The sequence below is a fragment of the Janthinobacterium sp. NKUCC08_JDC genome, assembly GCF_019345575.1.
Classification (GTDB): Bacteria; Pseudomonadota; Gammaproteobacteria; order Burkholderiales; family Burkholderiaceae_D; genus Janthinobacterium; species Janthinobacterium aestuarii.
On the sequence record NZ_JAHKQW010000004.1, the window covers coordinates 112335 to 126262 of the forward strand.

Sequence of the window (13928 nt, forward strand, 5' to 3'; positions counted from 1 at the left end):
AAAAAGCAACGTTTTAAATGTGAGCACTTGTGCCCCTCTACGGCACGGCGTCACCGATGGCAGAGAAACAATGCTCGCAAGCGACAGCATGTACTCACTTCGACAATCATTGCCTCACCTTTGGCATGCCGCTTCGGCAACACAGGGCGCGCGCGATAGCATTATCAAGAAAACATATTGACTGGAACTGTGCGAGAATTTGTCCTACTCTTGATTCAGGTAAAGGTTACTGCCAGGCATGTTGCGTCTGATGCAACACATGGCCCGGGCCCCCTCCCTTCCCTGTACGCCTGGACATACTTTCAAAGGTGAACAATGTGGTATCGCTAACGTCCGTCAACAACTTGCAAGCCTCGCTGGCCACGGCGCAGCGCAGGGTCGAACAAGGCCAGAACCAGGTGCAGCGCGACAGCGAACAGCTGGCACAAAGCCGACAGTTGCTGGCGCGGGAACAGGAATCGCTGAGCCAGACCCAACGCAGCAGCCAGCAAGCGCAGGCCGATGCCCCGGCCGCCGTCAAGGCACCGCAGCTGGACCAGGCGATCAAGGTGGCCGTGCCACAACAAGCGGCCCCGGCCGCACCGAAAAGCACGCCCCAGCTGAACGGCTATGGCCAGACCCTGGGACGCCTGATCGACGTGACGGCCTGAGCCAGCGTTACCGCGCCATCTCTTCTTCCAGCATTGCCAGCCACCATTTTTCGCCTTTTTTCGGCTGCGCCAGGTCGACCGCCTCGCCCATCTGCGGCGTGGCCAGGTTCACGCCCTGCTTGGCCGCCAGCCCCGTGATGCGGTCGAACGGTTCGTGCCAGGCATGCAGCCCCAGGTCAAACGTGCCGTTGTGTACGGGCATGAGCCACTTGCCGCGCAAGTCCTGGTGCGCTTGCAAGGTCTGTTCCGGCTGCATGTGCACGTCCGGCCACAGTTTGTCGTAGGCGCCCGTCTCGATCATGGTCATGTCGAACGGGCCGTACTTGTCGCCGATCTGTTTGAAACCGTCGAAATAGCCGGAGTCGCCGCTGAAAAACACGCGCACATCCGGAGCGTCGATGACCCACGAGGCCCACAGGGTTTGATTGCTGTCAAACAGGCCGCGCCCCGAGAAATGCTGCGACGGCGTGGCGACGAGTTTCACGCCGGCAATCGTCGTGCCTTGCCACCAGTCGAACTGCTGCACCTTTTCCTTCGGTACGCCCCATTCGACGATGGTATCGCCCACGCCCAGCGGCGCAACGAAATGTTCGGTCTTGGCGGCCAGTTGCAGCACGGCAGCATAGTCGAGGTGGTCGTAATGGTTGTGCGACAGGATGATGGCCTTGATCGGCGGCAAGTCGGCGATGCTGATGGGCGGCTGGTGGAAACGTTTCGGTCCCGCCCACTGCACCGGCGAGGCGCGCTCGGAAAACACGGGGTCGGTGAGGAAGAATTCGCCGTTAAGTTTCAGCAGCAGGGTCGAATGGCCGAGGCGAAACAGGCTGTTGTCGGGCGCGGCCAGCAGCTGCGCCCGGGTCAAGGCTTGCACGGGAACGGCCGCGGCCGGCACCGTGCTATCCGGTTTATCAAAGACAAATGTCCACAGCAGCTTGAGCGTCGCTGTCGTGCCCAGCTTGTACATTTCCACGGGATTGCGGAACTTGCCTTCGTGGCGTTGCGGTGATTCAGCGGGCGCGGCAGGCGTGGCGCGCAAGGTGCAAGAACTCATGATGATCAGGACTCCCAGAAAGAAGAGACGACGTGCGGCTCGGTGCAAGTGCATATATGGCCCGGCAAGGAATTAACAAGGATTAAATTACACTACACAGTGTAGTTCCTATTTCTGGCAAAGTAAACCAAGAGGTGTAAAATATTGTTTTCAAAGGAGATTTTCAGCCATGGCCGCACCGCAACGCCTCACCGACCGCAAGCGCGTCGCCATCGTCGATGCCGCCATCGCCGAGTTCCGCGACCACGGCTTTGATGCGACCAGCATGGACAGGATCGCTGCCTCGGCCGCCGTTTCCAAGCGCACCGTGTACAACCATTTCCCCAGCAAGGACGAGTTGTTCGCGGAAATCCTGCAGCGCATGTGGGAAAGCAGCGTGTCCCAGCCAGCCGTGCCCTATGTGGCGGACCAGCCGCTGCGCCCGCAGGTGCTGGCCCTGGTCGAGCAGAAAATGGAATTGCTGTGCGATCCCGCCTTCATCGACCTGGCGCGTGTGATCTTTGGCGAAACCATCCACTCGCCCGAGCGGGCGCAAGCCATGGTGGCGCGCCTGAATGAAAAGGAAACAGGTCTGAATATCTGGATCCGCGCGGCGCAGCAAGACGGGCGCATCAAGGCGGGCGAGACCCTGGAAGTGGCGCATCTGCTGATGTCGCCTTTAAAAACCTTTGCCTTCTGGCCGCAGATCACCATGGGTGAGCCCCTGCTGGGCCCGGCACGCCAGCGCAAAGTAGCGGAACTGGCCGTCGATATCTTCCTGTGCTATTACGGCGTGGCGAAACAGACGGCATAAACGGGCGGCAAGTGGGCGGACAGCGTCTGCCAGTGTTCGCCCTCATCGCCGGAATACCAGGCGCCGCCCGTCGTCGACGCCATCAATAAACTGCGCCCGTCGTCGGCCAGCGCCAGCCCGTGGCGGTAGATGAGGTCGTAGCAATGCCGCTGCGGCAGTCCATCGCGCAACACTTCGAAAGTTTTTCCGCCATCGCGCGTGCGCGTGACGGCCAGCGCGCCGTCGATGGGAATGCGCAGCACGTCCGCCTGCGCCGGCACGAACCAGGCCGTATCGCCATCACGCGGATGCACGGCCACGGCAAAGCCGAAATGCGACAGCGGCGCCGTCGTCACTTCCTGCCAGTGCCAGCCGGCATCGTCCGAACGCCAGATGCCGTTATGGTGCTGGCACCACAGCGCGTCCGGCGTACCGGCGCAGCGCACGATGCGGTGCGGGTCTTGCACGGCTTCGTTTTCATCGAGCTCGGGCGGCATGTAGTCGGCGCGCATGCCCGTCGCGCTCAAGGCCCAGCTGGCGCCGCCATCGAGCGTTTGCCACACGCCGCCGCAGGACACGCCGACCAGCACTGTATTGCTGTCGCGCGGGTCGACGCAAATGCTGTGGATGCCGGGTACGTCATAGCCGCCGCCAAACCACTGCGCCCGCTGCGGCACGTTCCACAGCGATTCCACCAGCTGCCAGCTCTCGCCGCGGTCGTTGGAGCGGAACAGGCCGCCAGGCAGGGTGCCCGCCCAGAGCACGCCGGGCTGATCCGCGCCGCCGGCCGCCAGCGACCAGATTTGCCGCAAAGTCCAGTCCACGGTATCGGTGCTGTCCTCGGGCTTGGCGGGGTAGGCGGGCACGGCGACTTCCTGCCACGCGCTGGCGCCCGCATCGAGCCGGTGCAGCTTGGCGCCGAAGTGGCCCAGGTTCAGGGCCGCGTACACGGCGCCATCGCGGCCATCGTGCAACAGCATGGAGACGGGATCGCCGGCAAACTGCACCAGCACCAGCTGCCAGGCACCGGCCGCATCGACATCGAATTGAAACAGCCCCTTGCGGGTGCCGAGATACGCGCGTTGCGGAACTGCTGTCATGGCGTCAACCTCCGGAAAGTGCCTGCAAGATATAGACCTGGCTGTCGGGCAGCAAGACGTCGTCGAGCACGCGCCGCTCGCGGCAGCGCACGCCATCGATGAAGATCACCACGTTCGGGCGCAAGGCGCCCTGCTCGTCGAGCACATAACCGCGCAGGCGCGGCTGCTGCGCAAACGCGGCATCGAGGGCGGCGCGCAGGCATGGCGCGGCCACGTCCACCGTGGGGACGTCCAGGAAGCGTGCCAGTTGTTGCGTAAAATGCAGATGCGCCATGCTGCCCTTCGACGTCGTCGGCCTCGACTCATTCTAGTCCGCTTTGCGACCAATACAATTAAAATAGCGGCAAGCACACAAGGAGGCCAGGCATGACGATTACCCCGGAAGAACTAGCGGTGCTGATGCAGGAAGTGGAGGTGGCCGATCCCATCGATTTTGCCGACCTGCCCTTCAACGAGCAGGAATTGCGCGGACTGATCGCCAACCACCTGTGCGAGATGGCCGACGCCATGGAAAGTTTCAGCCCGGAAGACCGCAACCTGGCCCTGCTGGCCGTGGCGGCCAAGCTGGTGCTGGAAAACCTCGTCTTGCACGTGCAGCTGCTGCGCCGCCACAGCTTGCCCGTGAGCGACAGCGTGGATGCGCTGCTGCAGCGGCTCAAAAGCCCGGGCAAGCCCTAGCCGCCGCGCGGCAAGCCGCTACTGCAGGTTGATGGCGGTCAAGACCATTCTACTGCCAGGCAAATCCGTGCTCTGGCGGATGTACAGCACGCCATGGCGCGACAGTGCCAGGCTGCCGCCCATGCGATAGGTCCAGACGGCCTTGCGGCTGGCCAGGTCGATCGCATAGGTATTGTTGCGCCCGCCAACAAACAACAGATTGCCGGTGACGATCAGATCGCCGCCAAAGTACTCATCGAGGGCCGTATCGAGGGGCCAGCGCCACAGGAGCGCGCCATCGCCGAGCTGGCGCGCTTCGAGCGACCGGCTGGCCTGGTTGCCCACGTACACGATGCCCTGCGCCACCACCGGCTGCGTGCTGAACTGCCCCCGCACCGTCCAGCGCACGGCGCGGCTATCCACGTCAACCAGGCTCAGACTGTTATCCGCCGCCTCGCCGGCCGGCGGTCGCTGATTGAGTACCAGCACGCTGCCCGCATCGGCCAGCACGGGCGCCTGGCGCAAGCTGCTCTTGTTCAAGCCGCCCAGCACCTGACCCGGCACCGCCACGCTGAAGCGGACCGTGCCATCGGTGATATTGAACGCCGTCAATGTCCCTGCCGCATGGCTGTACACCGTGCCCCCGCTGACGGCGGGGGTCCAGTCGTTGACGTTACCCAGCGTGGGCAAACCGAGGCTGGCAGACCAGCGCGTCTGGCCCGCCGCCGCATCGATGCCGCTGATATCGTTATTGCCGCCCACGTAGACATTGCCGCCAAAAAAGGTGGGCGCCGTCGCCAGGGAAACGCCCAGCAGTACGCCATTCGTATTCGGCGGACGCACGCCGAGCGGCGCACCGCCAGCGAGCGCATCGAAGACATACACGGTATCGCTGCCGGCCATGGCCAGCTTGCCGCCCGCAACGGCCGGCGCGCCCAGATAGCCATCCGACGTGAGCGACTGGGTCCAGCGCGCCTGGCTATCGCTCTCGCTGAGCGCCGTCACGGTCGAGGTGGTCACATATTTGGTGCTGCTGCCGTCCACCGGCGCGGCGGACTGCTGGCTGACATACACGAGGCCGTTGGCAGCCACCACGGGACTGCCGACGAAGCCGCGCGGGGAAGTGGGGCCCAGCCAGGTCCAGCGCCGCGTGAAGCGGCGGCTGTCGAGGGTGACCGGCACCAGGCCCGTATGCGCGGCATTGCCATTCACGCCTTCCCAGTCGCCCGCGCCGGGCAAGGCCTGCAGCGCGCCCATGCTGCCGGCGAGCGGCGCGACAGTGACCTTGTAATCCATGCTTTCCGTCTTGTAGAGGCCCACTGTGGCGGGCAGGGCCAGCTCGATCTTGCCCGTGTACACGCCCGGTGCCAGGTTCGGCAGCGCCTTGAACGTCAGCAGCCAGCTGCCATCGGCCTGCTTCTGGCGGTCAGCCATCTGCAGCACGCTAGCCGTGCCGCTGGCCGGTTGTTCATGCGGCTGGGGACGCGCATCGGTCACGCCATCGGCCAGGCGAACTGTCACGCGGATGTCATCGCAGGTGGCGCCGGGCTGGGCGGTGCAGCTGCCGCTCACTGCCGACAGGGTCATGCCGGGTTTTTCCTGCAAGCCAGGCGGCACGCCAACGCTACTGCCGGAACCGCCGCCACAGGCGGACAAGGTAGTCATGATAGCCAGCGGCAATGCGGCGGCCTGCCACAACGAAGGGAGTAATGTACGCATGCAATATCCATGTTGAGGTTTCATTTCCTCCCCAATGGAGGTGTGCTGGAAACCTGGACTGAATGTTATAGCATGAGAAACATTGTTAAAATCTAACAGATACTCACGGCGACGCCTTACTTGCGCACGGCCCGCGCCTGCACCGTGAGATCGCTTTCGGCCACGGCCACGCAGGGCAGGATGTAGCCGTCGAGCCGTTCATCGGGGCTGATGCCGGGCCAGTCCACAGTGTACCGCACTTGGCCCGCCGGCATGTGGCAGAGGCAGGTGCGGCACGTACCATTGCGGCAGGAACTGAGCAGGCGGATGCCGGCCAGCTCGGCGGCGGCCAGGATGGTCGTGCCCGCTTCGGCCGGGAATTGCCAGCCTTGCGGGACGATGGTGATGGTAAAGGGAGGCGCGCTCATGCCTCCAGTTTAACAGTCCGCCAGCGCGGTCCAGCTGGCGCCCGCCGCATGGCTGCGCAGCACGGCCTCCGCAAAGGCCAGGCCCGCCACGCCATCGGCCACCGTCGGCAGCCAGCTTGCTTCCCTGGGCGCGGGCAAGCCCGATTGCAACGCGCGAATGCGCAAAGCCGCATCCAGGTACAGCTGGGCAAACGCTTCCAGATACCCCTCCGGATGGCCGGCCGGCACGCGCGTGGCGTGGCGCGCGGCGGCGCTGTCGACCCGCCCCGGACGCAGCAGCTGGCGGTTGCCGCCCTGCGGCGTACACCACAATTCGTTCGGTTGTTCCTGGTCGAAGTCCAGCTGCGCCTTGCTGCCGAACAGGCGCAGACGCACCGTATTTTCGCAACCGGTCGCCACCTGGCTGGCCCACAACGTACCCTTGGCCCCATTCGCATAGCGCAGCATCACCTGCACGTGGTCGTCCAGGGTACGGTTCGGAACAAACGTCGATAGTTCCGCCAGCACGGCCTGAGGCGTCAATCCGCTGACGAATTGCGCCAGGTGATAGGCATGCAGCCCCACGTCGAGCAGGGTGCCGCCGGGGCCGGCTTTCTGCGGGTCGTTATGCCAGTTGCCTTCGTTCATGCCGCCCGCCGCAATCGCATCGGCCAGCCAATCCTGCGAATACTCGACTTGCACGAGGCGCAGCTCGCCGATCTCGCCCGCCTCGACCATCGCTTTCGCGTGGCGCAGCAGCGGGTAACCGCTGTAGGTATGCGTGAGTGCAAACAGCAAATTTTTACGTTGCGCCAGCGCCGCCAGCTTTTGCCCTTCCGCCAGAGAGATGCCCAGCGGCTTGTCGCAGATCACGTGGATGCCCGCTTCCATGAACGCCGTGGCGACGGGCGCGTGCAAATGGTTGGGCGTGACGATGGCCACGGCCTCGATGCCGTCCGCCCTGGCGGCCTCCGCCTGCGCCATGGCGCGGTAATCGCTGTAGCAGCGGTCCGGCGCCAAATGCAGCGCGGCGCCGCTGTCGCGCGCGCAGTCCGGGTCGGACGACAAGGCGCCCGCCACCAGTTCGTACTGGTCGTCGATGCGCGCCGCGATACGGTGCACGGCGCCAATGAAAGCGCCCTGCCCGCCCCCTACCATGCCCAGCCGTAAGCGTCGCTGCATGTCGTTTCCTTATTTCAAGCCAAGCAAGTGATGAATTTGATCCTGGTCAACAGCGCTGCCCGCGAAATCGTCGAACGCGTGCTCGGCCACGTGGATGATGTGTTCGCGGATGAAACGCGCCCCTTCGGCCGCCCCGTCCTCGGGATGCTTCAGGCAGCATTCCCACTCCAGCACGGCCCAGCCCGGGAAATCGTATTGCGCCATCTTGGAAAAGATCGCCTTGAAGTCGATCTGCCCGTCGCCCAGCGAGCGGAAGCGCCCGGCGCGGTCTTGCCAGTCGGCATAGCCGCCATACACGCCCTGGCGCCCGTTCGGCCTGAATTCCGCATCTTTTACATGGAAGGCCTTGATGCGCGCGTGATAGATGTCGATGAATGCCAGGTAATCGAGCTGCTGCAGCACGAAGTGGCTGGGGTCGTACAGAATCGACGCGCGCGGGTGGTCGTTGACGGCGGCAAGGAAGCGCTCGAAGGTCACGCCGTCATGCAAATCCTCGCCCGGATGCAGCTCATAGCAAAGGTCGACACCGGCGGCGTCGAACGCATCGAGGATAGGCAGCCAGCGTTTCGCCAGTTCCGCGAACGCCGTCTCCACCAGGCCGGCGGGCCGCTGCGGCCACGGATACAGATACGGCCACGCCAGCGCGCCGGAAAACGTCACATGCGCCTTGAGGCCCAGGCGCTGCGAAGCGCTGGCCGCCCACAGCAGTTGCTGCGTGGCCCAGGCCGTGCGGGCCGCGCTGTCGCCACGCACGTGTTCGGGCGCAAAGCCGTCGAACAGCGCATCGTAGGCGGGATGCACGGCGATCAGCTGGCCCTGCAAGTGCGTCGACAATTCCGTCACCTGCAAGCCGTGGCGCGCCAGCAGGGCTTTCACGTCGTCGCAGTACTGCTGGCTGCCGGCTGCTTGCTCCAGGTCGAACAGGCGCGGCGCCGTCGGCAGCTGCAAGCCCTTGTAACCGAGGCCGGCCGCCCATTGCGCCAGGTGCTCGAGCGAGTCGAACGGCGGCTCGTCGCCGAGAAACTGGGCCAGGAAAATGGCCGGGCCCTGGATGGTTTTCATATCAATGTCCTGTTAGATAAAGCCGGGGTCAGACCCTCAATGCCGCTAGCGCAAAGGTCATTGCTAACGGGCGAGGGGGTCTGACCCCAGAATTTAAAAAGGCGAGTTCGGAAAGTAGAATTGCTTGGCGTTCTCGCGCGTGATCAGCACCGATGGGATGATCGTGTTGGCCGGCAATTTATCACCTTTCAGGCGCGCTTCCGTCGTCAGCTTGATGGCGTCGTACATGAACTTGGGCGAGTACGACACGTCGGCCACGATCAGCGGGTCGGAACCGTCCATGATCTTTTTCACGGCGCCCTTCGCGCCCGCGCCGCCGAACACTTGCTTGATGTCCGTGCGCTTCGCTTGCGCGATGGCTTTCTGCACGCCGATGGCCATGTCGTCGTCCGCGGCCCAGACGGCGTCGATCTGCTTGAAGCGGGTCAGATAATCCTGCATGACCTTGAAGGCATCGTCGCGGTTCCAGTTGCCATACTTGGCGTCCAGGATCTTGATCTCGGGATGGCCCTTCATCACGGCGCTGAAGGCATCATAGCGCTCGTTGTCGAGAGTGGTCGGCATGCCGCGCAGCACGACGATATTGCCCTTGCCATTCAAGCTTTTCGCCAGGTATTCGGCCGGCAGCTTGCCGAAAGCCGTGTTGTCGCCCGCGATGTAGGCATCCTGCGACTGCGTGTTCGTCAAGCCACGGTCGACCACGGTCACGTAGACGCCCTTGTTTTTCACTTGCGCGACGGGCTGCGTCAGCGAGGCCGATTCGATGGGGAAGATCACCAGGGTGTTGATCTTGTTCACCGTCAACATGTCCTGCAACTGGTTCGCCTGCTCGGGCGCCGTGGCGGCCGTCTTGACGATGATTTTCAGCCCCGGATGGGCTTTTTCCAGTTCCGCCTTGGCCTGGTTCGCCCACCAGACGATGCCCGACGTAAAGCTGTGCGTGGCCGTGGGGATGGCCACGCCGACCACCAGCTTTTCCGCCGCCTGCGCGCTCGGCAGCGCCCACGCCTGCATCACCAGCACTGCCATCCCTGCTACCCCTGCTACCCGTCTAAAGCTCTTCATGCTGCTCTCCTCCAAGGTTGTGGGCGCCCGTTGGCTGCCCTTTCAGAACGCCGCTGTGTTTTTATTTGCGGCCTCGCTGCAGGAAGGCGACGGCGATGATCACCACGCCTTGCACTGCGGCATTCAGGTAGACACTGATGATGCTGGTCAAATTCAGGATGTTGCTGATCACGGACAAGAAGATGGCGCCGATCACGGTGCCGACGATGCGTCCCTCTCCCCCCTTCAGCGCGGTGCCACCGACGACGACGGCGGCGATCGCTTCGAGTTCCCACAGCAAGCCCGTCGTCGGCGTGGCCGAACCCAGCCGCGGCACGTACAGCACCGTGGCGATGCCCACACAGACGCCCAGCAGCATGTAGGTGGCAATCTTGACTCTATCGACATTGATGGCCGCATAGCGCGCCACTTGCTCATTGGAACCAATCGCCTGCACGTGGCGGCCAAAGGTCGTGCGGTTGAGGATGATGGCGCCGGCCGCGGCAACGAATAAAAAGATCCAGATCGGTATCGGCGCGCCCAGCACGCTCGTGTAGTAGACGGGGCTGTACAGCTCGGACAGGGTGGCGTCCAGGGTCAGCGCGCCGCCATCGGCCAAGTACGTCAGCACGGCGCGGAAGATGCCAAGCGTGCCCAGGGTCACGATGAACGGTTCGATATTGCCCTTGCTGATCAACAAGCCATGCATCAGGCCGAATCCGGCACCCAGGACCAGGGCCATGGCGATGCCCAGCACCAGCATGGTGATCGGCGCCAGGTCGCCGCCCGCGCCTTGCGCCAGCGCATTCATGAAATAGATCATGCAGCCGGCGATCAGGGCCGCCATGGAGCCGACCGATAAATCGATGCCGCCCGAGATAATCACGAAGGTCATGCCGACGGCGATGATGCCGATGAAGGCCGTGCGCGTGAGCACGTTCATCAGGTTGTCGAGGGTGGCGAAGTCGCCATTGAGCAAGGTGCCCGCGATGCACAGAGATAACAGGCCCAACACGGGGCCAAAGCCCTTGATGCGCGCGCCAAATTGGGCCAGGGGGGATACGCTCGTATCAGTGCGTGCCGGTTGCATGGGCAATCAACTCCTCTTCAGTCAGGTGGTCAGCAGACAGGGTGGCTTGCAAGGTGCCGGAGCGCATCACGGCGACCCGGTGGCACAGGCCAATCAATTCGATCAGTTCGGATGAAATCACGATCACGGCGCGCCCTTCGGCGGCCAGGCGGTGGATCAAAAAGTAAATGTCGCGCTTGGCGCCCACGTCCACGCCACGGCTGGGCTCGTCGAGCACGACGACCCGCGGGTCCGAATGCAGGTATTTCGCCAGCGCCAGCTTTTGCTGGTTGCCGCCGGACAGCATGCGCGCGCGGCTGTCGAGGTCACCCGTGCGGATATTGAAATCCCCGACGGCCTTGGCCAACGCCGCCTTTTCCCCGGCCACATCGAGCCACGGCCGTGCATAGCGCTCCATCGTCATCATCGTGAGGTTCTCGCGCAATCCCAGGTTCACATGCAGACCTTTTCCCTTGCGGTCTTCGCTCAGATAGGTCATGCCATGCTGCATGGCTTGCTTGGGGGTGCGGATGTCCACCGGCTGGCCATTGAGTTCGATCGTGCCCGCGCTGCGCGGACGCAAGCCCAGCAGCGCCTCGAACGATTCCGTGCGCCCCGCGCCCACCAGGCCCGCAAAGCCCAGCACTTCACCGGCGCGCACCTCGAACGACAGGTCCCTGGACCAGCCGGGCACGCACAAGCCCTCCACTTTCAGCAACACAGGAGCGTCTTTCGCCAACGCCACCTTGACCGGGAACATGTCCGACAATTCGCGCCCCACCATCAGGTTCGCCATCTGCTGGCGCGTGAGGCTGGCCGTCGGTTCGCGCGTGACGAAACGCCCGTCGCGCATGACGATGACCTCGTCCGTGTTGCGCTCGACTTCATCGAGCTTGTGGGAAATGTAGAGGATGGTCACGCCATCCGCTTTCAGCTGCGCCATCACGGTAAACAAACGCTGCGTTTCCGACGACGTCAGGGTGGCCGTCGGTTCATCCATGATCAGGAAGCGGGCGCGGCGCGACAGGGCCTTGGCGATTTCCACCAGCTGCTTCTCGGCGACGATGAGGTCGCGGATTTTCGTGTCGGGCGACACGTCCAGGCCCACCTGTTTCAGGTAGCGCGACGCTTCTTCCTTCATGGCGCTCTCGTCGAGCAGCCAGCCGCGCGTCTTTTCGTGGCCGAGGAACATGTTTTGCGCCACCGTCAGGTGTTCGGCCAGGTTGAATTCCTGGTGGATCAGTACGATGCCGGCGCTCTCCGCCGCGCGCGAACTGGCAAAGCGCTGGGGCTGGCCATCGATCAGCAGCTGGCCTTCGCTGACGGCTTCATAGCCGGCGAGGATTTTCATCAGGGTCGACTTGCCGGCACCATTTTCACCGAGCAAGCCATACACGCGCCCCGGCGACAGGTTGAAACTGACGCCATGCAAGACGCGCACGGGGCCGAAATCTTTGCAGACCCCCTCGAAACCGACGGCAACGCTCACTATGCACTCCCTCGCAGAATTAATTGGTGTTGCAGCAGCACGCCAGGCACACTGGCCGCCGGGTCCGCCAAACGTTGCAGCAGCAAGCGGGCCGCCGTCTCGCCCAGTTCGCGCATCGGCTGGGCAATCGTGGTCAAGCCCGGGGCGATCTGCGCGGCGATGGCGATATCGTCGAAGCCGATGACGGCCACGTCTTCGGGCACGCGTTTGTTCAGCTGGCGCAGCGCGCTCAGCACGCCAATGGCCAGGGTGTCGGACACGGCAAAGATGGCCGTCGGTGCATCGGGCTGCGCCATCATCCGCAAAGTGGCAGCCGTGCCCGCTTCGTAATCGAGGCTTTGCACCGTGTGCACCCACTGCGGCTGCACGGGCAAGCCGGCCGCCGCCAGGGCGTCCAGATAGCCTTGCTGGCGTTGCCGCGCGTACAGATAGCGCTCATCCGAATTGATCAGGCCGATGCGCGTATGGCCGCGTGACAGCAGATGCGCGACGGCGTCGGACGCGGCGCGGTGGTTGTCGATGCCGACATAGGGCACGGCCACGGCGGGGTCGAACTCGCAGCACGCCACCCACGGCAGGGTGACGGATTCATGCGACAGGGCATGCTGTACCGTGTCCGGATCGAGGCAGATGGCGCCATCGGCGCGGTGCATGCGCAGCAGGTCGAAATACGAGCGCTCGCGGCCCGCGTCGGCGCCCGTGTCGCACAGCAGCACGAAGTAGCCGTGTTCGCGCGCCACCGTATCGATGCCGCGCACGATCTGCGCATAGAACGGATTACCCACGTCAGGCACCATGGTGAGCAACATGCGGCTCTCGGCCGTGCGCAGGCTGCGCGCCAGGTGGTTCATGCGGTAGCCGAGCGCGGCGACGGAAGCGAGCACCTTGTCGCGCGTGGGCGCCCGCACTCCCGCCTGCTCATTCATCACGCGCGAGACGGTGGCCACCGACACGCCCGCATGCGCGGCGACGGCGCTGATGGAGACGGTTTCTGTCGGCAAAGGGGATGGGACGGCTGCAGGCATGGCGCTTTTCAACAAAATGTAATCGATTACATTTATAAGCCAGTCGCGCGCGCGATGCAAACATTATCGATGCTGCGGTGCGCAAAAAATGAGCAAAAAGCGGCCCTGTACGGGCCGTTGGAAAAGCTATTTCTGGGGCGGCAAGGCATTCTGCTGCACGGCAAAACCGGCGCGCACGGCGGAGAGGGCCGCCACCCACAAGATCAGCCCGGCACCGAGACAGCCGGCGGGATCGAGGGGGCCATGGCGCAGAGTCAGCGGATAACCGACGGCCCACACGCACAGGGCCATGCCGATGGCCAGGTGGCGGCGCGCCTTGAACAGCCAGGCCAGCGGAAAGAAATGCAGGCCCACGATCAAAATGACGGCAGGGATGAACCACGCCTGCAAGCCCATGTTTTTCAAGACGTTGCCGACGATGAAGATGGCGATCCATTGCCCGGCGTTGACGACATTGAACAGCCGGCCCACGCGCTTGGCCTGCGGCGATTGTTCCGCCGCCGCATGCGCGGCGCGGTGGCGCCGGAACTGGCGCCACGCCAGCATGAGCAGCAAGACGGTGATTGCGGCCACCGGCAGCAGCCTTAAGGGATGCGCGCCATACGTCTGCACGCACCAGCCGGCCACCCACAGGCCGCCGAACAGGGAAAAGAACATGGCGCCGATGGCGCTGCCGGCAAGGTTGGCGGGGGTTGATGGTGGCATGGTCATGGCAGCACTGG

General features: G+C 64.0%; 15 protein-coding genes. 3 read left to right on the forward strand and 12 right to left on the reverse strand.

Annotated elements, in window-relative coordinates:
• Positions 1-317 precede the first annotated feature (317 nt).
• Entirely contained in the window at positions 318-650 is a 333-nt protein-coding gene (locus KO538_RS12820) for a hypothetical protein (protein WP_034753595.1), read from the forward strand.
• 7 nt (positions 651-657) lie between these two features.
• Here the strand turns inward: KO538_RS12820 and KO538_RS12825 are convergent, their stop codons facing one another.
• Complete coding sequence (locus KO538_RS12825) at positions 658-1701, reverse strand: MBL fold metallo-hydrolase (RefSeq protein ID WP_219328512.1); 1044 nt, start codon at positions 1699-1701, stop codon at positions 658-660.
• 169 nt (positions 1702-1870) lie between these two features.
• Here KO538_RS12825 and KO538_RS12830 point away from each other — a divergent pair, with 169 nt between their 5' ends.
• The gene (locus KO538_RS12830) at positions 1871-2494 is read left to right on the forward strand and encodes a TetR/AcrR family transcriptional regulator (RefSeq protein WP_219328513.1); all 624 of its coding nucleotides are present in this window, start codon (positions 1871-1873) and stop codon (positions 2492-2494) included.
• On the opposite strand, the gene KO538_RS12835 is transcribed toward KO538_RS12830, so the two are convergent.
• Complete coding sequence (locus tag KO538_RS12835; protein ID WP_219328514.1) at positions 2467-3573, reverse strand: exo-alpha-sialidase; 1107 nt, start codon at positions 3571-3573, stop codon at positions 2467-2469. The genes KO538_RS12830 and KO538_RS12835 overlap by 28 nt on opposite strands.
• Positions 3574-3577: 4 nt before the next feature.
• Entirely contained in the window at positions 3578-3847 is a 270-nt protein-coding gene (locus KO538_RS12840) for a MoaD/ThiS family protein (protein ID WP_219328515.1), read from the reverse strand.
• A gap of 92 nt (positions 3848-3939) precedes the next feature.
• On the opposite strand from KO538_RS12840, the gene KO538_RS12845 reads away from it, so the two are divergent.
• Complete coding sequence (locus KO538_RS12845; RefSeq protein ID WP_219328516.1) at positions 3940-4251, forward strand: hypothetical protein; 312 nt, start codon at positions 3940-3942, stop codon at positions 4249-4251.
• Between the two features lie 18 nt (positions 4252-4269).
• Here KO538_RS12845 and KO538_RS12850 read toward each other — a convergent pair whose 3' ends face one another.
• The 9 genes from KO538_RS12850 to KO538_RS12890 form a co-directional block, all read right to left on the reverse strand.
• A complete protein-coding gene (locus KO538_RS12850) occupies positions 4270-5949 on the reverse strand; it encodes a PQQ-binding-like beta-propeller repeat protein (protein ID WP_219328517.1) in 1680 nt (559 codons plus the stop codon).
• A gap of 116 nt (positions 5950-6065) precedes the next feature.
• On the reverse strand, positions 6066-6356 hold the full coding sequence (locus tag KO538_RS12855) for a 2Fe-2S iron-sulfur cluster-binding protein (RefSeq protein WP_072455873.1): 291 nt from the start codon (positions 6354-6356) through the stop codon (positions 6066-6068).
• Positions 6357-6365: 9 nt separating this feature from the next.
• On the reverse strand, positions 6366-7517 hold the full coding sequence (locus KO538_RS12860; protein ID WP_257620329.1) for a Gfo/Idh/MocA family protein: 1152 nt from the start codon (positions 7515-7517) through the stop codon (positions 6366-6368).
• A gap of 9 nt (positions 7518-7526) precedes the next feature.
• The gene (locus KO538_RS12865; RefSeq protein WP_219328518.1) at positions 7527-8579 is read right to left on the reverse strand and encodes a sugar phosphate isomerase/epimerase; all 1053 of its coding nucleotides are present in this window, start codon (positions 8577-8579) and stop codon (positions 7527-7529) included.
• A 93-nt stretch (positions 8580-8672) separates the two neighbouring features.
• Positions 8673-9608, reverse strand: a complete 936-nt coding sequence (locus KO538_RS12870) for a substrate-binding domain-containing protein (protein WP_223278972.1) — start codon at positions 9606-9608, stop codon at positions 8673-8675.
• A 97-nt stretch (positions 9609-9705) separates the two neighbouring features.
• On the reverse strand, positions 9706-10713 hold the full coding sequence (locus KO538_RS12875) for an ABC transporter permease (protein WP_219328520.1): 1008 nt from the start codon (positions 10711-10713) through the stop codon (positions 9706-9708).
• Positions 10694-12181: a sugar ABC transporter ATP-binding protein gene (locus tag KO538_RS12880; RefSeq protein ID WP_219328521.1), complete on the reverse strand. Its 1488-nt coding sequence runs from the start codon at positions 12179-12181 to the stop codon at positions 10694-10696. The genes KO538_RS12875 and KO538_RS12880 overlap by 20 nt, the downstream gene beginning before the upstream one ends.
• The gene (locus KO538_RS12885) at positions 12181-13206 is read right to left on the reverse strand and encodes a LacI family DNA-binding transcriptional regulator (RefSeq protein WP_083292894.1); all 1026 of its coding nucleotides are present in this window, start codon (positions 13204-13206) and stop codon (positions 12181-12183) included. The genes KO538_RS12880 and KO538_RS12885 overlap by 1 nt, the downstream gene beginning before the upstream one ends.
• A 126-nt stretch (positions 13207-13332) precedes the next feature.
• Entirely contained in the window at positions 13333-13911 is a 579-nt protein-coding gene (locus tag KO538_RS12890; RefSeq protein WP_219328522.1) for a hypothetical protein, read from the reverse strand.
• Positions 13912-13928 lie beyond the last annotated feature (17 nt).

What these genes read in the sequence shown, in the direction of transcription:
- KO538_RS12825 (WP_219328512.1), bottom strand. Translation starts at nt 1,701, where the DNA reads ATGAGTTCTTGCACCTTGCGCGCCACGCCTGCCGCGCCCGCTGAATCA.
- KO538_RS12830 (WP_219328513.1), top strand. Translation starts at nt 1,871, where the DNA reads ATGGCCGCACCGCAACGCCTCACCGACCGCAAGCGCGTCGCCATCGTC.
- KO538_RS12835 (WP_219328514.1), bottom strand. Translation starts at nt 3,573, where the DNA reads ATGACAGCAGTTCCGCAACGCGCGTATCTCGGCACCCGCAAGGGGCTG.
- KO538_RS12840 (WP_219328515.1), bottom strand. Translation starts at nt 3,847, where the DNA reads ATGGCGCATCTGCATTTTACGCAACAACTGGCACGCTTCCTGGACGTC.
- KO538_RS12845 (WP_219328516.1), top strand. Translation starts at nt 3,940, where the DNA reads ATGACGATTACCCCGGAAGAACTAGCGGTGCTGATGCAGGAAGTGGAG.
- KO538_RS12850 (WP_219328517.1), bottom strand. Translation starts at nt 5,949, where the DNA reads ATGCGTACATTACTCCCTTCGTTGTGGCAGGCCGCCGCATTGCCGCTG.
- KO538_RS12855 (WP_072455873.1), bottom strand. Translation starts at nt 6,356, where the DNA reads ATGAGCGCGCCTCCCTTTACCATCACCATCGTCCCGCAAGGCTGGCAA.
- KO538_RS12860 (WP_257620329.1), bottom strand. Translation starts at nt 7,517, where the DNA reads ATGCAGCGACGCTTACGGCTGGGCATGGTAGGGGGCGGGCAGGGCGCT.
- KO538_RS12865 (WP_219328518.1), bottom strand. Translation starts at nt 8,579, where the DNA reads ATGAAAACCATCCAGGGCCCGGCCATTTTCCTGGCCCAGTTTCTCGGC.
- KO538_RS12870 (WP_223278972.1), bottom strand. Translation starts at nt 9,608, where the DNA reads ATGGCAGTGCTGGTGATGCAGGCGTGGGCGCTGCCGAGCGCGCAGGCG.
- KO538_RS12875 (WP_219328520.1), bottom strand. Translation starts at nt 10,713, where the DNA reads ATGCAACCGGCACGCACTGATACGAGCGTATCCCCCCTGGCCCAATTT.
- KO538_RS12885 (WP_083292894.1), bottom strand. Translation starts at nt 13,206, where the DNA reads ATGCCTGCAGCCGTCCCATCCCCTTTGCCGACAGAAACCGTCTCCATC.
- KO538_RS12890 (WP_219328522.1), bottom strand. Translation starts at nt 13,911, where the DNA reads ATGCCACCATCAACCCCCGCCAACCTTGCCGGCAGCGCCATCGGCGCC.